Source organism: Streptomyces formicae (assembly GCF_002556545.1).
GTDB classification, from domain to species: Bacteria; Actinomycetota; Actinomycetes; order Streptomycetales; family Streptomycetaceae; genus Streptomyces; species Streptomyces formicae_A.
Genome location: NZ_CP022685.1, coordinates 1398831 through 1419779, shown reverse-complemented (window position 1 = coordinate 1419779; position 20949 = coordinate 1398831). Strand labels below are relative to the sequence as shown.

Sequence of the window (20949 nt, the reverse complement as noted above, 5' to 3'; positions counted from 1 at the left end):
CCGTTTCGACCGTTGTCAGACCGAGGACCTAGTCTGTGCACCGTGACTTCGCCTGCCGTTACGGACACCGCTCCGCCCCAGCTCAGCGCGGGGCCGCGGCCCGCTCTGGGCCCGGCCGCCGACGAGGGCCTGGCGCGCCGCCTGCGCGCCCTCGCCTGCACGGCTCCGCTGCACGACCTCGACGTGCGCAAGGCCAACCTCGCCGGTGAGTACTCGGTGTACGCGATGGCCGAGGTGGCCCTGTCCGCCATCGACCTCGTCACGCTCAACATGGACTTCGACACCGGCGCCGACCACGAGCAGATCGTCGCCAGGCTGCTCCCGCGCGTCGCCGCCCAGGCCCCCCGGCGCCCGGCCGCGGAGCACGAGCGCGTGGCCCGCTGGGTCCTGGAGAACCTGATCAACGTCGGCTCCGTGGACCGCGGCTTCCGCGCGGTGTACGGCACCTTCGCCCCTGATGGGACCTATGTCCGCAGGGACTACGACTTCAAGCTCCTCGAAGAGGTCGCCGGGTACGGGGGAGGCGTCTACCTGCGCACGACCGACGAGGCGGTCAACGTCCTGGTGGGCGCCCTCGACACCGACGTCACCAGCGCGCAGATCGCCGCCGAGGTGAAGCTGGAAGTGCTGATCAGCCGCGGCAGGCTGGCCGACGCCCAGCTCGCCGCCGAGCAGGCCCGCTACCGCACCGTGCAGTATTCGGAAACGCTGCGCAAGGCCCTCGACGCGACCCGGCGCAACGTGCGCGCGGTGGACTGGCTCCAGGCCGTCCCCGACATGATCGCCGAGGCCCTGGACCACGTGGCCGACCGGTACCGCCACGAGAACGCGATCCTCACCAACATCCGCAAGGCCCGCGACGAGTCCGAGGACCCCGAGCACAAGCGGCGCGCCGCCGAGCTGGTCGACATCGTCAAGGACTGCATCCGCCGCCACACCCAACTGCAGTCCCGCCTCCTCGAAGCGGGCCCGCTGTTCCGCGCCGAGCAGGACCGCCAGGCGTTCGCCACGCCCTCCGCGCGCGCGGGCCTCGACCTCTACGGCCAGCTCGTCGCACCGATCCTGCCGCTCCCCGCCGAGCAGGCGATCCGCGTGACGGACGCCTTCTTCGCGCGCGGCACCGGCCTGCGCACCCCCGTGTCCGTCCGGGTCGGCGATCTCGTCGACATACTGCTCACGCCCCCGGTGGAGCGCGAGCACCTCGGCGCCGAGATGCCCGAGCCCGACCTGATCGCCACCCCGGACGACAGCCGCTTCACCGAGGAGCAGCTCGCGAGCGCCATGGAGCTGCTCGACCTGCCCGCCGACGCGCCGCGCCGCCTGTCGGGACTGCTCGCGGACGCCCGCCTCCGCGACCCCGAACTGCCCTATCTCGTCGCCCTCCTCGCGGTGCACGCGGCCAGCCCGCCGGTCGGCACCGCCTACCGCCAGGGCGAGGAGAAGCTGCTCTTCGCCGTGGACGACGGCACCCCGCTCGACGACCAGGAGTTCGGCGGCGCCGACCTCATCGTCGGCACGGCCCTCCTGGACGCCGTCGGCATGGCGGCCGACCGGACGGAGGCGGCGTGACCATGTCCCACCCCTTGACGCACCACCCCAGCAAGGAGCACACGCCGTGACCGACCACCCCGCAGAGCACGCCGCGTGGGGCGAGCCGGAGTCCACGGCGGCACCCGCCGCCACCGCGCCCGTCACCCCGGCCGACGCCGCCGACGCCGCCCGGCTCGTCGCCTTCGGACTGCAGCCCAAGCTCCAGCCCGCCCGCGACCAGGAGTACGGCGAACTGCTCCGCCGCTACCGCGAGGACCCGCCCTTCGCGCGGCTCGCCGACGCCGTCGCCGCCGGGCTCGGGCTCGTCGTCCTGGAGGTGTCCCCGCGCGCGGGCATGGCCGTGACCGCCGCGGAGGACTCCGTCTTCGCCGTCCGCATGGGCGACTACGCGCGCCGCACCGCCGCCGACTCCACCGACCGCTTCCTGCACGGCCTCGCGCACCTCGCCGTCGCCGCCATGGCCTTCCCGCGCCCCGAGGACCTCGCCGACGACGGGTACATCGGCCGCGTCACGGTCAACGGAGTCGACGCGTTCGTCCGCCAGGCCTGCCACCGCCTGGAGGAGCGCGCCGAGGAGCAGGGCGAGAACACCGACCCGGCCACCGACGCGCCGGGGCTCGAAGCCGCCTGGCGGATCTGGGCCCGGCGCAGCTCCACCGGCGCCACCAAGGACGCCCGCAGGCTCGCGGGTTCGACCACCGGCATCGTCGGCAAGGCCGTCGCGTTCCTCACCGACTCCGGGTTCCTGCAGCGCACGGGCGACGACTCCGGAGGGACGTACCGCACCACGGCCCGCTATCAGCTCCAGGTGCGCGACATGGCGGGCGGCGCGGCCATGGCCGAGCTGCTCGACCTGGGCGTCGTGCCGGTCACCGACGGCTCGGCGACCCTGCTGCCCCCCGAAGACCCCGACGACCTGGAGCTGGCCGCCGACGCGGGCCTGCCCTTCCACTCCTGAAGCCCCCCGCCTCACCCCTCCTTCCTGCCGCTTAGCCCGACTTACGACGAGAGTCCGCCGCCATGTACGAGCTGTCCCGGGTCCGCCTCTACTCCATCGGTCCGGCCGGTGCGCGCTACGCCGACACCGTGCTCGACCTGCGCGGAGTGGGCGCCGAGGTGCCCGACCCCGCGCCCACCCAGGCGGAGTTCTTCGAGGACGAGCCGGTCGGCCCGCCGCGCCGCCCGGCGCCCGCGGGCGTGCTCTTCCTGGAGAACGGCGGCGGCAAGTCCGTCCTGCTCAAGCTGATCTTCTCGGTGATGCTGCCCGGCCACCGCAACACCCTGGGCGGCGCCAGCTCCGGCGTGCTGCGCAAGTTCCTGCTCGCCGACGACTGCGGCCACGTCGCCCTGGAGTGGCAGCACACCCTCACCGGCGAGTGCGTCGTCGTCGGCAAGGTCAGCGAGTGGCGCGGCCGTCAGGTCTCCAACGACCCGCGGAAGTTCGCCGAGGCCTGGTACTCCTTCCGGCCCGGACCCGGCATGAGCCTGGACTCGCTGCCGGTCGCCGAGTCCACCTCCGTACGGCCCTCGGCGGAGGGCGCGTCCGGCGCGCAGGGGCGGCGGCGCACCATGAAGGGGTTCCGGGACGCCATCACCGAGGCGGTCAAGGCGTACCCCCACCTCGAAGTGCACTGGGAAGAGATCCACGACCGCTGGAACGAACACCTCGGCGACCTGGGCCTGGACCCCGAACTCTTCCGCTATCAGCGGGAGATGAACGCCGACGAGGGCGAGGCCGCAGGCCTCTTCGCGGTCAAGAAGGACTCCGACTTCACCGACCTGCTGCTGCGCGCCGTCACGGACACCCGTGACACCGACGGCCTCGCCGACCTCGTCCACGGCTTCGGCAACAAGCTGGGCCGACGCGCCGAGCTCATGGCCGAGCGGGACTTCACGGCGGGCTCCGTCGACCTCCTCGGCCGCATCGTGGAGGCCGCCGAGACCCGGGCACGCGCGCGTGACGTGCACGCGGGCGCCGAACGGCGCACCCGCACCCTGGCCCGCAGGCTCTCCGCCCGGGGCATCGAGGAGCGGGGCCGCGCCGCCGAGCTCGCCGAGCAGGTCACCGCCGCCGCGCACACCGTCACCGCCGCCGAGCAGGCCCGCGGCAAGAGCGCGCAGATCTCCGCCGAACTGGCGTACCGGCACGCCTCCTTGGCGCTCACCGTCGCCGAGAAGGCCGCCGCCGCCCTGCGCCGCGAGCTCGTCGAGGCGCGCACCCTGCACTCCGCCTGGCAGGCCGCCGAGGCCGTCCTGCGCCACCGCGCAGCCGCCGACCGCTCCGCGCGCGTCGCCGTCGCCATCCGCGAGGCCGAGCGCGACGCGGCACCCGCGCTCGCCGCCCGCGCGAAGGCCGCCTCCGACCTGGTCAGGGTCCTGCACACGGCCGCCGAAGGCGCCGAGAACCTCGCCAACGAAGAGGAGGAGCGCTCCGCGGCCCTCCAGGAGACCGGCGAGGCCGCCCACCGCGACGCCACCGCGGCCGCCACCGAGGCACAGCGCGCCCGCAGCGAGGCCGGGCACCTGCGCCAGCGCCTGACCGAGGTCGAGCAGGAGACCGCGGAGGCGGTGCGCGCGGGCTGGCTCGACGACACCGCGCCCGACGCCGACCCGGCCCGTGCCGCGCTCGCCGCCAGCGACGCGGAGAAGACCACGGTCGCCGCGTGGGACACCGCCCGTGAGGCGGCACACCGCGCCACCGAGCAGGCCAAGGAGGCGGCCGCCGCCGAGGCGCGCGCCGAACTGACCGCGGCCCGCGCCTCGGACGCCGCGACCGCCGCGGAGGGCGCCTACGACGCGGAGCGCCGCGCCGCGGAGTCCATCGCCGCCGACGAACGGATCGCCGAGCTGCTCGGACTGCAGGGCGGCGAGCCCGAAGGCGCGGTGCCGGGCCCCCGGCAGGGAACGCCCGGCGAGCGCGGGGGAGCCTTCTCCGTGGCGGAGCTCGACCGCTCCGCCGACGAGCTGCGCACCCTCCTCGACGACGGTGTCGCGGCCGCCGAGCGCAGCCTCTTCGACCTGCGCACCGCGGCGGCCGACGACTCCCGCATCCTCGGTGCCCTCGGCGACGGCGGGCTCCTGCCGCCGGGCCCCGACGTCCTGGCCACCGTCGAGTTCCTCGGCGAGCACGGCATCCCCGCGCTGCCCGGCTGGCGCTATCTGGCCCAGGCCGTCGACCCCGCCGACCACGCGCGCGTGCTCGCCGCCAGGCCCGAACTCGTCGACGGCGTCGTCATCACCGACCCCGACACCCACGCACGCGCCCGTGACGCGCTCGCCGACGCCGCGCTGCTGCCCCGCTCCGCCGTCGCCGTCGGCACCGCGGCCGCCCTCCTCGCCCCCACGCCGGGCGAACAGGCCGCCGACAGCGGCGTCTTCCTCGTACCGCCGAACCCGGCCATGCACGACGAGCACGCCGCCGACGAGGAACGCCAGGCGCTGCGCGCGCGGGCCGCCGGGCGCGACGAGGAGATCAGGGCGCTCGCCGTCCGGCTCGCCAAGGACCGGGAGCTGGCCGCGCGCCTCGCCTCCTGGCGCTCGGGCTGCCCGAGCGGCCGTCTCGCGGAGCTCGCCACCGCCGCCGAGGAGGCCCGCGCCTTCGCCGAGGAGGCCGAGGCCGAGCTCGCCGAGTGCCGTACGGCCCGCGCCGAGGCGGAGGAGACCGCGGGCGAGGCGGTACGCGTGCGTGACGAGCGGCAAGAAGCCGCCCAGCGCGCGAGGCGCTCCGCCGACGCCCTCGCGGGCCTCGCCTTCCGCCTCCGTGAGCGCGCCGGCTGGCAGGTCAAACTGCGGGAACTGGCCGACGACGCCGTCGAGTCGGAGGCTCGCGCCCAGACCTGCCTGGACCGCGCCCGCGCCGCCGACGAGGACCGCCGCGCCGCCCAGCGCGCCGCCGACGACGCCCGCCGCACCGCGCGTGCGCTGCGCGCCGAGCGCGCCGAGATCGCCGGCGCCCCCGAGGACGTGTCGCAGGAGGAGGCGCCCGCCAAGACGTCGCTGCCCGCCCTGCGGGAGGCCTACCGCGCGGCGTCGCAGCTCTACGAGAAGGTCGGTGTCGGCGCCGACCTGCGCGCCGAGCAGGCCCGTGCCGAGAGCGACGAGAGCGCCGCCCTCGCCGAACTGGACCGGCTCAGCAACAAGGTCCGTACCCGCGCCGCCCTGCTCCTCGAAGGCACCGACGGCTCCGACGGACCCTCCCGGCAGGCCGCCGCCGCGCGCGCGGAGGCCCAGGTCCAGCTGATCGAGGCCCGCTCGGCCACCGCGAGCGAGCAGCTCGGCCGCCTGCGCGGCGAGGCCGAGCGGCACGCGCCCGAGGACGGCGAGGCCCACACCGAGCTGCCCGAGGACCGCATCCCCTCCGACGCCGAGCAGGCCCAGGCGCTGCTGCGCACCGCGACCGGTGAACTGGCCGCGCACACCGAGGCGTTGAGCCGTGCCAAGGAAGCGCACGCGGCGCTGCTGCACACCCACCGCGCCACGGAGGACGCGGCGGGCGGCTTCGACGAGACCGCCGCGCTGTTGCGGGACCTCCTGCGCGAGCACCAGAGCGACGAGGCCGAGGAAGCCGTCGAGGCGTTCCCCGGCACCCTCGAAGAGGCCCGGCACTCCGCCGCCGAGGCCCGCCGCTCCCTGCGCGGTTGCGCCGCCGATCTGTCCGCCGCGGAGGCCGCCGTCCGCGAGGCCAGCGACATCCTCGTACGCCACGCGAACGCGACCCGGTACGAGCAGGTGCGCACCCCCGCCCGCCAGCAGATCCGCGAGCTGCCCGCGTCCGCGCTGCCCGAGCACGCCAAGAAGTGGGCGGACGCCTTCGCGCCCCGGCTGCGCGTCCTGACCGACGAGATGGAGCAGCTGGAGCGCAACCGCGACAGCATCGTCGACCGGCTGCGCGGGCTCGTCGAGTCCGCCCTCGCCACCCTGCGCTCCGCCCAGCGCCTGTCCCGGCTTCCGGAGGGCCTGGGGGAGTGGTCGGGCCAGGAGTTCCTGCGCGTCCGCTTCGAGGAGCCCGATCAGGCCACCCTCGTCGAGCGGCTCGGGGAGGTCATCGACGAGGCCACCCGCGCCGCCGTCAAGAAGAACTCCGACATGCGGCGCGACGGCATGTCCCTGCTGCTGCGCGGCGTCCAGGCCGCCCTGGAGCCGCGCGGCATCGCCGTGGAGATCCTCAAGCCGGACGCCGTGCTGCGCGCCGAGCGCGTCCCCGTCGGGCAGATGGGCGACGTGTTCTCGGGCGGCCAGCTGCTCACCGCGGCCATCGCCCTGTACTGCACGATGGCCGCCCTGCGCAGCAACGACCGGGGCCGCGACAAGCACCGGCACGCGGGCACGCTCTTCCTCGACAACCCCATCGGCCGCGCCAACGCGACGTACCTCCTGGAGCTCCAGCGGGCCGTCTCGGACGCGCTCGGCGTGCAGCTGCTCTATACGACAGGGCTGTTCGACACGACGGCGCTCGCGGAGTTCCCGCTGGTCATCCGGTTGCGCAACGACGCGGACCTGCGCGCGGGGCTGAAGTACATCAGCGTCGAGGAGCACCTGCGCCCCGGCCTGCCGCAGCAGGACCCGGGCGGCGAGACGGTGCACGGCGAGATCACCGCGACACGGATGTACAAGCGCCCCGACCCGGTCACTCCGTAGCGAGCCGCTTGGTCAGCCACTCGTGGAACAGACCGATGTGGTGCTCGGTGGGCACCAGCACCCCGCCCGCGCGGTAGGCGCGTGACGCCATCGCGGGCTGGGTGCGCTCGCAGGCCGCGAAGTCCTGCGCGTTGACCCGGTGGAAGAGCTCCACCGACTTCGACAGGTCGGCCCCCGAGGCGACGACGTCGGGTGCGTACAGCCAGTCGCACTCGACGACCGTGCGGTCCTCGGCCAGCGGGAACATGCGGTGCAGGATCACGTGGTCGGGGACGAGGTTGACGAACACGGTCGGCTTGACGGTGACCGCGTAGTAGCGGCGGTCCTGGTCCTCGGAGACCGCGGGCAGCCTGCCGAAGCCCGCGCTGCCGTCGACGGTGAAGCCGCCCACCTCGTCGCCGAACGCGGCACCGTGCCCGACGTAGTACTGCGCGGCGAAGCCGTCCGCGAACTCCGGCAGGACGTCGGTGAGTTCGGGGTGGATGGTCGCGCAGTGGTAGCACTCCATGAAGTTCTCGACGATCAGCTTCCAGTTGGCGCGCACGTCGTAGGTGAGGCGCTTGCCGAGCGCGAGGTCCTCGGTGCCGTAGCGCTCGATGGACGCCGGATCGCCGAGCCGTTCGGCCGCCGCTCCGATCACGGTCTCCTTGAAGGAGGGCGGTTCGTCGGCCAGGCAGACCCAGGCGTAGCCGAGCCACTCGCGCAGGGCCACGTTCACCAGGCCGTACGCGGCACGGTCCACGTCCGGCATCTTCACCAGGTTGGGCGCCGCGATCAGCCTGCCGTCCAGGCCGTACGTCCAGGCGTGGTACGGGCATTGCAGGGCGCGCCTGACCTGTCCTGACTCCTCCGTGCACAGGCGGGCGCCGCGGTGCCGGCAGACGTTGAGGAAGGCGCGCAGCTCGCCGGTGCGCGAGCGGGTGATCAGGACGCTCTCCCTGCCGACGGTGACGGTGCGGAACGCGCCCGGCCTGTCGAGGTCGGCGGCGCGCACCGCGCAGCACCACAGGGCTTCGAAGACGCGCTCCTGCTCCTGCCGGAAGATCTCCGGGTCGGTGTAGTAACGGCCTGGCAGAGTCGCGATGAGACTCGAAGGGGCCGGGGTCGTGGTCACGGTCGTACTCCTCAAGCGGGGGCGGCGGCAGCGGGCGCGGCGGCGAGGCGGCTGGGGTCGAAGAGTGCGATGGGGTGATCGGTGTAGCCGTGCAGCGCGAGGTCGGCGACGATCTCGCCGACCACGGGCACGAACTTGAAGCCGTGCCCCGAGAACCCGGCCGCGACGGTGACGGAGCCGGGGTGGGCCGGATGCCGCGCGATGACGAAGTGCTCGTCGGGGCTGTTGGAGTACATGCAGGTCGCGGCCTTGAGGAAGCGGCCGGGGAGCGCCGGGATCAACCGGCCCACCTGGTCGGCCATCGCGGTGACCTCGTGGTCGTGGACCGTGCGTTCGATGGTCTCGGGGGTGCAGACCGTGCCTTTGCGGAAGAACGCGACCTTCGCGCCGAGGCCGGGCCCGTCGATGGCAGGGAAGCCGTAGACCTGCACGCCGTCGGCGTCCTCCCAGATGTAGATCGGGTGGTTCTCCGCCTCGAACGGGCGCACGCCGCCGGTCGGTTCGAACCAGTACATGACCTGCCGCTCGATGGTGAACGGCACGCCGATGTCCGTCAGCAGGCCCGGCGCCCAGGCGCCCGGGCAGATCACCAACTGGCCCGCGGTGTAGGTGTCTTCCGCGGTGTGCACGCGCACGCCGTCGCGGTAGGGCTCCCACCGCGTCATGGGCTCCTCGAAGTGCAGGTCGGCGCCCCGCTGGGTGGCCAGTTGCAGGTGGGCGGCCACGGTGTTCTCGGGGCGGACCAGGCCCGCCCGCGCCTCGTACAGCGCCACCTCGTCCTCGCGCGGCGTCAACGTGGGGAAGCGGCGGCGGACCTCCTTGGCGTCGAGCATCTCGTGGGGCAGGTCCCACTGTTCGGCGGAGCGCTGCGATCCGGCCACGGTGCGGCTCTCGGGGCGGCCCAGCATCACGCCGCCGCAGAGGGTGGCGACCTCGCGCCCGGTGTCCCGCTCCAGTCGGTCGTAGAGCTCGTAGGCGCGCAGCAGCAGGGGTACGTACGCGGGGTCCTCGAAGTAGGACTGTCGGGTGATGCGCGAACCGCCGTGGCTGGACCCGCGGTGGTGGACCGGGCCGAACCTCTCCAGGCCGAGCACGCGGGCGCCGCGCGCGGACAGGTGGTGGGCGGCGGCGCTCCCCATGCCGCCGAGACCGATGACGATGACGTCGTACGTGGGTGACACGGTGCTCCTCCGGAACGGCGTGCGCCTTGCGGCGTACGGCAGTTGGCGGGCGGTCGGCGATGGCGGCTAGCGGCGGATGCGGGTCATCTTCGGGTCGAACAGCGGCTCCTCCGCGACCGTCGCGGACACCTTCTCCCCGAAGTACTCGATGTGCACGCAGGTCCCGGTGTCCAGGACGGGCAGCCAGGCGTACGCGACACAGCGCCCCAGGGTGTAGCCGTAAGCGGCACTGGTGACGTATCCGGCCGGAACGCCGTCTACGGAGACGGGCTCTTTGCCCAGGACGACGGCGGCCGGGTCGTCGAGGAGCAGCGCGGTGAGCCGCCGGGTGGGCGCGCCGCGCGCCTCCAGCGCGGCACGGCCCACGAAATCGCCTTTCTCCATGCGGACGGCGAAGCCGACGCCCGCTTCGTAGGGGTCGTGTTCGGCCGTCATGTCGTGGCCCCAGGCGCGGTACCCCTTCTCCAGACGCAGGCTGTTGAACGCGGAGCGGCCCGCCGCGATCACGCCGTGCTCGCGCCCGGCCTCCCACAGCGTGTCCCAGAGACGCAGCCCCAGATCGGCGGTGGTGTACAGCTCCCAGCCCAGTTCACCGACGTACGAGAGACGCATCGCCGTCACCGGCACGTGCCCGATGGCGGTCTGCCGGGCCTTGAAGTAGCCGAACGCCTCGTGCGAGAAGTCGTCGCGGGTGAGCGGCTGCACGAGCGCGCGGGCGAGCGGCCCCCAGACGCCGACGCAGCAGGTGCCGGGCGTGATGTCGCTGATGTGTACGTCGCCCGGCGCGTGCCGAAGGAGCCAGTCCAGGTCGGCGCGGGAGTTGGCGCCGACCTGGAAGCGGTCGGGCGCGAGCCGGGCCACGGTCAGGTCGGAGCGGATGCCGCCCGCCTCGTCGAGGAGGAGGGTGTAGGTGACCGCCCCCGGCCGCTTGGCGAGGTTGTTGGTGGTCATGCGCTGGAGGAAGGCGAGCGCCCCGGGGCCCGTGACCTCCAGGCGGCGCAGCGGGGTCATGTCGTACAGAGCGACCCGCTCGCGCGTGGCACGTGCCTCGGCCGCCGCGATCGGCGACCAGTAGCGGGCCGCCCAGGCATCACGTTCGGGCAGCTCGATGCCCTCGGCCAGTGGGGCGTTGGCCTCGTACCAGTGCGGACGCTCCCAGCCGCCGCCCTCCAGGAAGACGGCACCCAGTTCCTGCTGCCGCGCGTGGAAGGGGCTGACCCGCAGCGGCCTGGGCGACTCCAGGGGCTGCGTCGGATGGATGACGTCGTACACCTCGACGAACTGCTGTGCGCCGCGCTCGGCGACGTACGCCGGGGTGCGCTGCGCGTCCTCGAACCGCGTCAGGTCGCAGTCGTGCACGTCGAGCGAGGGCCGCCCGTCGACCATCCACTCGGCGACCGCCTTGGCGACGCCCGCGGAGTGCGTGACCCACACGGCCTCGGCCAGCCAGAAACCGCGCAGCGCACGCGATTCACCGAGCACCGGCATGCCGTCGGGCGTGAAGGAGAAGACGCCGTTGAAGCCCTCCTCGACCTCCGTGCCCCGCAGCGCGGGGAGCAGGTGGCGGCAGTCCTCCCAACTGGGCGCGAAGTCCTCCTCGGTGAAGGGGTACGAGGACGGCATCTCCACGGAGTCGTCGTACGCGGGGACCGTGAACGGGTCGACGGGCAGCGGCCGGTGGGCGTACGAGCCGATGCCGATGCGGTCGACGTGCTCGCGGAAGTACAGGTCCCGGTCCTGGAAGCGCAGGATCGGCCTCGAAGCCTCCGTCCGCGGGTCGTTGAGGCCGTCCAGCTCGGGCAGCGCCCGCGTTTTCACGTACTGGTGGGCGAGCGGCAGCAAGGGGACGTCGACCCCGGCCATCCGGCCGATCACCGGGCCCCAGAAGCCCGCAGCCGAGACCACGTGATCGGCGGGGAAGGTGCCTCGGTCGGTGACGACGGCGGTGACGCGGCCGCCGTCACCGACCTCCCGCTCGATGCCCGTCACGGTGTGTCGGTCGAGAAATCGTGCTCCCCGCGTGCGTGCCCGCTCCATCTGCGCGCGACAGGCGGGCACGGCGCGGGCCAGTCCGTCCTTCGGCGTGTACAGACCGCCGTACAGCAGGGACTCGTCGATCAGCGGCCACAGCTCCTTGCACCGCTCGGGCGGGATCAGTTCGGCGTCGTCGATGCCCCAGGACGCGGCGAAGCCCGCCTTGCGGTGCAGATCGGCCCAGCGCTCGGGCGTCGTGGCGACCTCCAGGCCGCCGACGGCGTTGAAGCAGGGGAGCCCGTCCACCTGGAGGGAGGCGAACTTCTCGACGGTGTACGACGCGAACGCGGTCAGCGTCTTCGAAGGCCCCGTGCGGAACACCAGACCCGGCGCGTGCGAGGTGGAACCGCCGGGCGCGGGCAGCGGCCCCTGCTCCAGTACGGTCACGTCGGTCCAGCCCCGCACGGTGAGCTCGTCGGCGAGGGAGCACCCGACGATGCCCGCGCCGATGACGACCACGCGCGGCCCGTGCGGCGCGCCGCTCACAGGACCACCACCGAGCGCAGCACCTCGCCCCGGTGCATGCGGGCGAACGCCTCCTCGACCTGGTCGAGGGAGATCGTCTCGGAGACGAATCCGCCGAGGTCGAGACGGCGGGTGAGGTACTGGTCGACGAGGATCGGGAAGTCCCGCGTCGGCAGACAGTCCCCGTACCAGGACGACTTGAGGGCGCCGCCGCGCGAGAACAGGTCGATCAGCGGCAGGTCGATCACCGCCTCCGGGTCCGGCACGCCGACCTGGACGAGCACGCCCGCGTGGTCGCGCATGAAGAAGGCCTGTTTGTAGGTCGCGGGGATGCCGACCGCGTCGATGGCGACGTCGACCCCGAAACCGCCGGTGAGCTCGCGGACCGCCTCCACCGGGTCGGTGCCGCGCGAGTTGACCGTGTGGGTGGCGCCGAACCGGGTCGCCCCGTCGAGCTTCGCGTCGTCGATGTCGACGGCGATGACGCGGCGGGCTCCGGCCAGGGAGGCCCCGGCGATCGCCGCGTTGCCGACGCCACCGCAGCCGATGACGGCCACGGTGTCGCCTCGGCCGACCCCGCCGGTGTTCACGGCGGCCCCGTACCCGGCCATCACGCCGCAGCCGATCAGGCCCGCGGCCTCGGGCCTGGCGGCCGGGTCGACCTTCACCGCCTGTCCCGCGGCGACCAGCGTCTTCTCGGCGAAGGCTCCGATGCCGAGGGCCGGGCTGAGCGGAGTGCCGTCGGTGAGCGTCATGGGCTGCCGGGCGTTGCGCGAGTCGAAGCAGTACCAGGGGCGGCCGCGCAGACAGGAACGGCAGGCTCCGCAGGGCGCGCGCCAGGCGAGGATCACGTAGTCACCGGGGCGGAGGTCGACGACGTCCGCGCCGACCGCGTCGACGGTGCCCGCCGCCTCATGGCCGAGCAGGAACGGGAAGTCGTCGTTGATCGCGCCCTCCCGGTAGTGCAGATCCGTGTGGCAGACCCCGCAGGCCTGCACGGATACCAGTACCTCTCCCGGTCCGGGATCTGGCACGACGATCGTCTGCACCTCGACGGGTGCGCCCCTCTTCAGGGCCACGACGGCACGGACCTCGTGTGGCACGGCCAGGCTCCTCTGCTGTTGCGCACGGCACGAAGGCGTGCCGTGTACGACGCGATGGCGTTGTTGCGTACTGCACGATCGGTTGCGCTATGAGAGACATAGTGGGAACGCCATCAAGAGGCCGTCAAGGGGGTGGAGTTAACCCTTCGCAAAACCCGGAGGGCGCACGGAGACGCGGCGGACATGAACGAGGGCGGGCCGGGATTTCCCGGCCCGCCCTCGTTCATGTCCGCCGCGTCTCCGCGTCCTCGGTCAGAAGCCGTAGCCCATCCGACGGGAAAGCTCCACGGCCGCCGCGACCGTGCGCTTGGCGAGCTCGGTCAGCCGGTCCTCGGTCAGCCGGTACACCGGCCCCGACGCGCTGAGCGCCCCGATCACCTTGCCGTCGTGCCCCCGCACGGGCGCGGCGACGGCGGCGAGGCCGACCTCCAACTCCTCGACGGCGACGGCGAAGCCGTGCTCCACGACGGTCTCCAGCTCGCCGCGCAGCGCCACCGTGCCGGTCACCGTGTGCTCGGTGAGCCGCGGCAGCGTGCGCGCTATCAGGCCCTCGCGCAGCGTGGTCGGCAGATGCGCGAGGAGCACCTTGCCGCTGGAGGTGGCGTGCAGCGGGGTGCGTCTGCCCAGCCAGTTCTGCGCGGTCACCGACGCGGGGCCGCGCGCCTGCATGATGTTGACCGCGGCATCGTCGTCCAGGACCGCGATGTTGACCGTCTCGCCCAGTTCGTCGGCGAGTTCCCGGCAGACCGGGCCGCCCTCCTGGGAGATGTCCATGCGCACTGCCGCCGCCCCCGCGAGGCGGAGTACGCCCGCACCCAGGAAGTACTTGCCGCGGTCCTTGGCCTGACCGACGAGGCCGCGGTTCTCGAGCACCCCGAGGAGCCGGAAGGCCGTCGACTTGTGCACGCCCAACTCGTCGGCGATGTCGGTGACTCCGGCCTCGCCGAGCCGCGCGAGGATCTCCAGGACGCTCACCGCGCGGTCCACGGACTGGACGGATCCGGCGGCTCCCTTCGGCTGCCTCTCGCGGGCTTCCCCGTCGGGGCCACTGCTGTGATCAGCCTGTTTCCGCGTGCCGGTCATATCTCAACTCTCACCACCTGGCGGCCCGTCGGGCCGCGTCTTCGGGAAGCCCTTGACGCGGTGGGCTTCCCGGCCGGATTCTGTTGCGCATAGCGCTCCCTCGTGCGCCATACGAAACATCATGTTACCGAAGGGTCTTGTCCCCAGAAGGGGCCAGGACCGGGCCGAATGAGACCAAGAGGGGGGCCCATGATTCCCGTATGCCGCCTAGCCGACCTCCCCGCGGGCGAGTCCGTCCGTCTCGACACCACGCCGCCCGTCGCGGTGTTCAACGCCGACGGCGAGCTCTTCGCCGTCGACGACACATGCAGCCACCAGGACGCGTCCCTGTCCGAGGGATGGTTGGAGGGCTGTCTGGTCGAATGCCCGCTCCACGCCGCCTCATTCGATCTCCGCACCGGGCGGCCGACCTGCCTGCCCGCCCGCAAGCCCGTCCGCACCCATGAGGTGCACGTCGCGGACGGCATGATCCACGTCCGCCTCGCCGCCGACGTGGCGGCGACCGGGGAGGGATCCGCCGCATGAGGGCCGTCACCGTGGTGGGCGCCTCGCTCGCCGGGCTGTACGCGGCGCGCGAGCTGCGGGCCCAGGGGTTCGCAGGGCGCCTGACCGTCGTCGGGGCCGAGCCGCACCAGCCGTACGACCGACCGCCGCTGTCCAAAGACTTCCTCACGGGCGCGGGCGACGAGGACCGGGCCGCCCAAGTCGACCGAATCGCCCTCACCGACCCGGAGGAACTGGCCGAACTCCGTGCCGAATGGATCCTCGGCGCGCGGGCGCGGGCGCTCGACGTGCGGGACCGCACGGTCGTCCTGGACGACGGGCGCACCCTGGCGAGCGACGGCGTGGTCGTCGCCACCGGGGCGAGCGCGCGGCGGTTGCCAGGGCCCCCGCTCGCGGGCGTCCACACCCTGCGCGACCTCGACGACGCCCGTGCGCTGCGCGCCGAACTGACCCGGGGCCCGCGCCGCGTCGTGGTGATCGGCGGAGGCTTCATCGGCGCCGAGACCGCGTCCTCGTGCGTGGCGCTCGGGCATGACGTCACGGTCGTCGAGGCCGCACCGCTCCCGCTCGCCGCCCAGCTCGGCACCGAACTCGCCCTGGTGTGCGCGGGTCTCCACGAACGGGGCGGGGCGAGGCTGCTGACCGGAGTGGGAGTGGCTCGGCTCCGGGGCGGGGGTGTCGCTGCTGGTGCTGGTGCTGGTGCTGGTGCTGGTGCCGGTGCGGGTGGCGCTGACTGGGGGCGTGCCGGTGCCGAGGCGCTGCCCGCCGTCAGGTCCGTGGAGTTCGCCGACGGGCGCTCGCTGGCTGCCGACGTGGTCGTCGTCGGCATCGGCGCCACCCCCAACACCGGTTGGCTCGCCGGCTCCTCCCTCGCCGTGGCCGACGGGGTCCTGTGCGACGACGGCTGTGCGACCGCGCTGCCCCAGGTCGTCGCGGTCGGTGACGTCGCCCGCGTGGGCGGCGTCCGCGCCGAGCACTGGACGAGTGCCACGGAGCAACCCCGCGTCGCCGTAAGGAACTTGCTGGCGGGACGCACGGTCGAGGCGGCGCGCCCGCTCCCGTACTTCTGGTCGGATCAGTACGGCTCCCGCATCCAGTTCGCGGGCCGCCGGGAGGACGGCGACACCGTCCGCATCCTCGAAGGCTCCCCTGAAGTCCTCGACGAGGGCGGCTTCCTCGCCGTCTACGAGCGGGAGGGTCGCACCACGGCCGCCTTCGCCGTGGGCCGGGCGCGTCCCTTCATGAAGGTGCGCCGAGAGCTTGCCGCCCAGGAGAGCCGGGCAAAGGAGACGGTGGTCTGACCCGGGAGCGGCCCACCACGCGGCCCCCTCAAGGGTGAGACAGCTGTCCCGCCCCACCCCGCCTACGTATGCGCACCTTGCCGCGCCCCTCAGCGCGAGCCTGCCGACGCGCTCGGCGCCGCTCCCTCCGCAGACGGCGTGCCGTGCTGCTCGGCGCCGAGACCACGCCGTTGCGCTGGTTCCACACCTGGCGGGTCACCCACACGTCGAGGACGCCCCACGTCGCGACGACCGTACTGGCCACGCTGCTCAGCACCATGGGGAAGGACAGCCAGGAACCGGCGAGCGCGGACAGGAAGGCGACCATCGCCTGCACCAGGGTGAGCGCCACGATGATCACGGCCCGCACGGCGGACGTGCGCACGGGATCGGGCAGCCGTCTCTTGCGCGCGGGCTCCTCGACCCACAACGGCGGGCGCTGTCCCGGCTCTTCGCGCTCCTGCGCGGCCGCACCGCTCCCGGACGCCTTGTCGCGCACTGTCGTACCCATCGATTCGTCACTCCCCCCGCGCCTCGCGGCCTCTCGCCGGACGCCACCGCCCAACTCACCAGTGGCTGCCCGTTTTACTGCGCTTTATGTCGCTCGCTCATGGTCCGGCCTCACGCCCCTCTCCCTGACTGACGAACGGGAGATCCGAAAGATTCCCGCGATGCTTCCGCGAACCGGACATGAACCGGTCGCGCACCTTCCGTTCAGCGAAGAAATCCGGCCAACTGGCGTACGGGCAAAGGGGGATGGGCCCAGGTGGCATGCGGCACATGCTGGGACGCAATCTCCCGTAATGGAGGGACAACTGGGGACGTCCCTTTCGCGTCACGGCTGAAAAGCGTTCGGATGCGCCTTCGAGTTGCCCGTGGGTCAGTAGTAGGCTCGCGCCGTTTGTTGACGCACATGTGTGCCCCTGGCCCATGCACCGGCCGCAGGGGGCCGATCAGGGGGAGGCCATGCGCTTTCGCGGGAAGTCCATCCGCCGGAAGATCGTGGCACTGCTGCTCGTGCCGCTGGTTTCCCTGACCGCGATATGGGGCTTCGCCACCGTCATCACCGGTCGCGAGGCGAATCGAGTGCTCGAGGCGTCGTACGTCGTCGACGAGCTCGGCTATCCCATCGAGGACACGATCCGCGTGGTCCAGGAGGAGCGCAGGCGGACTCTCGTCTACCTCGCCGACCCCCGCGCCTCCGACGCCCTCGCCGCCCTGCGCCGCAGTCGCACCGCGACCGACGACATGGTCAGCAAGGCGCGGGCGAAGGCCGATGACCCGGACATCAGGGACAACGTCTACGGAGACTCCGAGGAGCAGCTCACCGCGCTCGTCGAGGCGTTCCGCGGCATCGACTCGCTGCGCCGCACCGTCGAAGAGGGCACGATCACCAGGGCGGGCGCCCTGAAGATGTACTCGAAGCTGATCGATCCCTGCTTCGGCTTCCTGACCACGCTCAACGGCTTCGCCGGACTCGACGACGTGGGCCTCGACCAGCAGGGCCGCGCCCTCGTCGGTGTCTCACGCGCGCGTGAACTGCTGTCCCGCGAGGACGCGTTGCTCAGTTCCTCCCTCGTCGCGCGACGGGTCACCAAGCCGGAGATCCGGCAGATCGCCGAACTGCGGGCGCAGCGCGAACTGCTCTACGAGGTGAACCTCGCACAGCTGCCCGAGGGCGACCGTGAGCGCTACGAGCGGTTCTGGAACGGCGCCGAGACCACCCAGCTGCGCAAGGCCGAGGAAGACGTCATCGCGTCGACGCCCGGCACCCCGCGCGCGGTGACGACGGCCCACTGGGACGCGTCCGCGAGCCGGGTCCTCAAGGAGCTCACGCAGCGCAACATCGAGGCGGCCGACCGCTTCCAGGACCGTGTCGAACCGGCCTCCGTCGGCGTCATCGTCCGCGCGGTCGTGGCAGGCGTCGTGGGCCTGCTCGCCCTCCTGGTCTCGCTCTTCATGTCCATACGCATCGGACGCAGCCTCATCCGCGACCTACGCCGCCTGCGGCTGGAGGCCCACGAGGCGTCCGGCGTCCGACTGCCCGGCGTCCTGCGCCGCCTCGCGGCCGGTGAACAGGTGGACGTGGAGACCGAGTCGCCGCGACTGACGTACGATAAGGACGAGATCGGACAGGTCGGGCAGGCGCTCAACACCCTGCAGCGGGCCGCCGTGGAAGCCACCGTCAAACAGGCCGACTTGCGCCGCGGCGTCTCCGAGGTCTTCGTCAACCTCGCCCGGCGCAGCCAGGTCCTGCTGCACAAGCAGCTCACGCTCCTGGACACCATGGAGCGGCGCACCGAGGACACCGACGAGCTCGCCGACCTCTTCCGCCTCGACCACCTGACCACCCGCATGCGACGGCACGCCGAGGGCCTCGTGATCCTCTCCGGAGCGGCCCCTTCCCGACAGTGGCGCAAGCCCGTCCAGCTCATGGACGTGGTGCGCGCCGCCGTGGCGGAGGTCGAGGACTACGAGCGCATCGAGGTGCGCCGCCTGCCCCGCATCGCGGTCACCGGTCCCGCCGTCGCCGACCTCACGCACCTGATGGCCGAACTCCTGGAGAACGCCACGGTGTTCTCGCCGCCGCACACCGCCGTGCAGGTCCTGGGCGAGCACGTCGCCAACGGCTTCACCTTGGAGATCCACGACCGGGGCCTGGGCATGGCCGCCGACGCACTGCTCGACGCGAACCTGCGGCTCGCGGAGACCCCCGAGTTCGAGCTCTCCGACACCGACCGGCTCGGTCTGTTCGTGGTCAGCCGCCTCGCGCAGCGCCAGCGCGTCCGTGTCTCGCTGCAGCCGTCGCCGTACGGCGGTACGACCGCCGTGGTCTTCATCCCCGAGGGCCTGCTCACCGACGACGTGCCCGACACCGGTGGCGTCGGCTTCCGGCTCGACAGGCCGCAGCCCAAGGAGCCCGCCGTCAGCACCGACAAGACGGCCGATCGCACGGCGGCGCTCGCCCAGGTGCCCGTGCAACTGCCCGGCCTTCCCGCCTCCGTCCTCGACGGCCCCGTCGAGCTGGAGGCCCCCGTCGGCATGGCGGACCTCGACTCCTTCCCCGGCGCGCTCGGCGACGAGGACAGCGAGATCGGCGGGCTCTTCCGGCCGAGGCGCCGGGTGGCGGGCACGCCGGGGGAGCAGCACCAGCAGGCCCGCGACGAGCGGGAGCCGGGCCGCGCCGAACCCGCCCGCCCCGACGCGGCGGCGGGCCGCGCCACGGAGGAGAGCGCCGAAAGCGCCCACTCCGAAGAGGCCCGTTCCGAGGGACCCGTACAGCTGCCGCGCCGCAGGGCACCCAAGCTGGTCAGCTCGCACGGCCGCCCCGTGACGCACACCCGTCCCGGGGACAGCCGCCCCGCGGACAACCGGCCGCCGGACAGCAGGCCCCAGGACGGCAGGTCGCAGGAAGGCGCTCCCTTCGGAGAGCGGCCCGACGGCGGTGCGCCGTTCGGCGACCGGCCGCTGGACCCCGCGGCCGAGGACGGGACGCAGGGGCGCCCCTGGCGCCCGGGGACCACGGAGGGTCCGGCGGGCACCCGTCCGCCGCGCCCCACCGCACCCGGCGGCCTCGACCTGCCGCGCCGTCCCGAGCCGCAGTCGGCCTGGCCCGAGCTGTCCCCGCCGCACCGGGACGTCACGGCCACCGACGACGCGGAGGGGCCCGCGGAGCTGCCCAGGCGCCGCCGCACCGGCCTCCAGGGCCGCGGCAGCCAGGACCGCACCGACACGCGGCCGCCCGTCGCCCCGGTGCCCGACGCGGCACCGGGCAGGACCACCGATCAGCGTCACCAGGACACCGACCAGCACAGGAGCACCGACCAGGACCGCAACACCACGACCACTCTGGGGGGACTGCCCCGCCGTGTCCGGCAGGCCAGCCTCGCCCCGCAGTTGAAGGACAGTCCGGACCGCCGTTCCGAGCGCGCCGAGACCCGGCCGGAGGAGCGCGACGCGGAAGAGGTACGCAGCCGCATGGCCTCGCTCCAGCGGGGCTGGCAGCGCGGCCGGGACGAGAACGCCGCCGGCGACACCGCCACGGACGGCACAGCACCAGGAACCACAGAGGGGGACGGTCGATGACCGCACCGAAGGCCGACGCACGCACCGCCACGACCGGGGGGTCAGGTGAGCTGAACTGGCTCCTGGACGACCTGGTGCAGCGCGTCGCCAGCATCCGCAAGGCGCTCGTCCTCTCGGGCGACGGCCTGCCCACCGGCGTGTCGAAGAACCTGACCAGGGAGGACAGCGAGCACCTCGCCGCCGTCGCCTCCGGGTTCCACAGCCTCGCCAAGGGCGTGGGCAGACACTTCGAGGCGGGCAGGGTCCGGCAGACCGTCGTCGAGCTCGACGACGCGTTCCTCTTCGTCACGGCGGCGGGCGACGGCAGCTGTCTGGCCGTCCTCGCCGACGCGGACTCCGACGTCGGCCTGGTGGCGTACGAAATGACGCTGCTGGTCAAGAGGGTGGGCGTGCATCTGGGGACGGCGCCGCGCACGGACCTGCCCGCCGGGGGGTAGTGGGAGGTCATGAGCGACGACGGACGAGGGATACAGGGCACGCAAAGAACACAGAGATCGCAGGGGCCACAAGCGTCACAGGAGACCCACCGCTGGTTCGACGACGACGCGGGTCCCGTGGTGCGTCCCTACGCCATGACGCGTGGCCGCACCACGAGTCCGGGGCAGCATCGCCTCGACCTCATCGCGGTCGTCATCGCCGAGGCACGGGCGATCGGCGCCCCGGAGGCCGACCAGACGCTCTCTCCGGAGCACGTGGACATCGTCGAACTCTGCCGTGACACTCCCCAGTCGGTCGCCGAACTCGCGGCCGAACTCGATCTGCCCATCGGCGTGGTCCGCGTCCTCATCGGAGACCTCGTCGACGACGAACTGGTGCACGTGACCCGCCCCGTACCCCCCGCCGAGCTGCCGGACGAGAGTATTCTGCGCGACGTGATCAACGGCCTCCGGGCGCTCTGAACAGCGCGGAAG

Annotated in this window: 14 protein-coding genes; 8 read left to right on the top strand and 6 right to left on the bottom strand. The window is 73.1% G+C overall.

Annotation, left to right across the window (positions count from 1 at the left end):
* Positions 1-42: 42 nt before the first annotated feature.
* The 3 genes from KY5_RS05735 (at position 43) to KY5_RS05725 (ending at position 7188) form a co-directional block, all read left to right on the top strand.
* Complete coding sequence (locus KY5_RS05735; protein WP_098241183.1) at positions 43-1569, top strand: hypothetical protein; 1527 nt, start codon at positions 43-45, stop codon at positions 1567-1569.
* Between the two features lie 46 nt (positions 1570-1615).
* Complete coding sequence (locus KY5_RS05730; protein ID WP_098241182.1) at positions 1616-2509, top strand: hypothetical protein; 894 nt, start codon at positions 1616-1618, stop codon at positions 2507-2509.
* A 62-nt stretch (positions 2510-2571) separates the two neighbouring features.
* A complete protein-coding gene (locus KY5_RS05725; protein WP_098241181.1) occupies positions 2572-7188 on the top strand; it encodes a hypothetical protein in 4617 nt (1538 codons plus the stop codon).
* Here KY5_RS05725 and KY5_RS05720 read toward each other — a convergent pair.
* The 5 genes from KY5_RS05720 to KY5_RS05700 all read right to left on the bottom strand — a co-directional run bounded on the left by KY5_RS05720 (position 7178) and on the right by KY5_RS05700 (position 14168).
* Positions 7178-8302: an aromatic ring-hydroxylating oxygenase subunit alpha gene (locus KY5_RS05720; RefSeq protein WP_234362622.1), complete on the bottom strand. Its 1125-nt coding sequence runs from the start codon at positions 8300-8302 to the stop codon at positions 7178-7180. The two genes, KY5_RS05725 and KY5_RS05720, sit on opposite strands and share 11 nt — an antisense overlap.
* Positions 8303-8313: 11 nt before the next feature.
* Complete coding sequence (gene solA, locus KY5_RS05715; RefSeq protein WP_098241179.1) at positions 8314-9483, bottom strand: N-methyl-L-tryptophan oxidase; 1170 nt, start codon at positions 9481-9483, stop codon at positions 8314-8316.
* Positions 9484-9549: 66 nt separating this feature from the next.
* A complete protein-coding gene (locus KY5_RS05710) occupies positions 9550-12003 on the bottom strand; it encodes a GcvT family protein (RefSeq protein ID WP_098241178.1) in 2454 nt (817 codons plus the stop codon).
* A complete protein-coding gene (locus KY5_RS05705; protein ID WP_098241177.1) occupies positions 12000-13085 on the bottom strand; it encodes an S-(hydroxymethyl)mycothiol dehydrogenase in 1086 nt (361 codons plus the stop codon). Before KY5_RS05705 ends, KY5_RS05710 begins: the two co-directional genes overlap by 4 nt.
* A gap of 252 nt (positions 13086-13337) precedes the next feature.
* Positions 13338-14168: an IclR family transcriptional regulator gene (locus KY5_RS05700; protein ID WP_234362621.1), complete on the bottom strand. Its 831-nt coding sequence runs from the start codon at positions 14166-14168 to the stop codon at positions 13338-13340.
* Positions 14169-14357: 189 nt separating this feature from the next.
* On the opposite strand from KY5_RS05700, the gene KY5_RS05695 reads away from it, so the two are divergent.
* Both KY5_RS05695 and KY5_RS05690 read left to right on the top strand, forming a co-directional pair.
* Entirely contained in the window at positions 14358-14693 is a 336-nt protein-coding gene (locus KY5_RS05695; protein ID WP_098241176.1) for a bifunctional 3-phenylpropionate/cinnamic acid dioxygenase ferredoxin subunit, read from the top strand.
* Positions 14690-15973, top strand: a complete 1284-nt coding sequence (locus KY5_RS05690) for an NAD(P)/FAD-dependent oxidoreductase (protein WP_098241175.1) — start codon at positions 14690-14692, stop codon at positions 15971-15973. The genes KY5_RS05695 and KY5_RS05690 overlap by 4 nt, the downstream gene beginning before the upstream one ends.
* A gap of 28 nt (positions 15974-16001) precedes the next feature.
* Here the strand turns inward: KY5_RS05690 and KY5_RS05685 are convergent, their stop codons facing one another.
* The gene (locus KY5_RS05685; protein ID WP_098241174.1) at positions 16002-16463 is read right to left on the bottom strand and encodes a hypothetical protein; all 462 of its coding nucleotides are present in this window, start codon (positions 16461-16463) and stop codon (positions 16002-16004) included.
* Positions 16464-16918: 455 nt separating this feature from the next.
* Here KY5_RS05685 and KY5_RS05680 point away from each other — a divergent pair, with 455 nt between their 5' ends.
* From KY5_RS05680 to KY5_RS05670, 3 genes are read left to right on the top strand one after another with little or no spacing between them, the layout of a single operon-like run.
* Positions 16919-20038 (top strand): nitrate- and nitrite sensing domain-containing protein, encoded by a 3120-nt coding sequence (locus KY5_RS05680; RefSeq protein WP_098247073.1) that lies wholly within the window; start codon positions 16919-16921, stop codon positions 20036-20038.
* Positions 20035-20475 carry a roadblock/LC7 domain-containing protein gene (locus KY5_RS05675; RefSeq protein WP_055553594.1) on the top strand — a complete coding sequence of 147 codons (441 nt, stop codon included), beginning with the start codon at positions 20035-20037 and terminating at the stop codon, positions 20473-20475. Before KY5_RS05680 ends, KY5_RS05675 begins: the two co-directional genes overlap by 4 nt.
* A gap of 9 nt (positions 20476-20484) precedes the next feature.
* Positions 20485-20937: a DUF742 domain-containing protein gene (locus KY5_RS05670; protein ID WP_234362620.1), complete on the top strand. Its 453-nt coding sequence runs from the start codon at positions 20485-20487 to the stop codon at positions 20935-20937.
* The last annotated feature ends 12 nt before the right edge of the window (positions 20938-20949 follow it).

Coding starts and splice junctions, on each gene's coding strand:
- KY5_RS05675 (WP_055553594.1), top strand. CDS start 20,035: ATGACCGCACCGAAGGCCGACGCACGCACCGCCACGACCGGGGGGTCA.
- KY5_RS05695 (WP_098241176.1), top strand. CDS start 14,358: ATGATTCCCGTATGCCGCCTAGCCGACCTCCCCGCGGGCGAGTCCGTC.
- KY5_RS05680 (WP_098247073.1), top strand. CDS start 16,919: ATGCGCTTTCGCGGGAAGTCCATCCGCCGGAAGATCGTGGCACTGCTG.
- KY5_RS05685 (WP_098241174.1), bottom strand. CDS start 16,463: ATGGGTACGACAGTGCGCGACAAGGCGTCCGGGAGCGGTGCGGCCGCG.
- KY5_RS05725 (WP_098241181.1), top strand. CDS start 2,572: ATGTACGAGCTGTCCCGGGTCCGCCTCTACTCCATCGGTCCGGCCGGT.
- KY5_RS05670 (WP_234362620.1), top strand. CDS start 20,485: ATGAGCGACGACGGACGAGGGATACAGGGCACGCAAAGAACACAGAGA.
- KY5_RS05700 (WP_234362621.1), bottom strand. CDS start 14,168: ATGACCGGCACGCGGAAACAGGCTGATCACAGCAGTGGCCCCGACGGG.
- KY5_RS05690 (WP_098241175.1), top strand. CDS start 14,690: ATGAGGGCCGTCACCGTGGTGGGCGCCTCGCTCGCCGGGCTGTACGCG.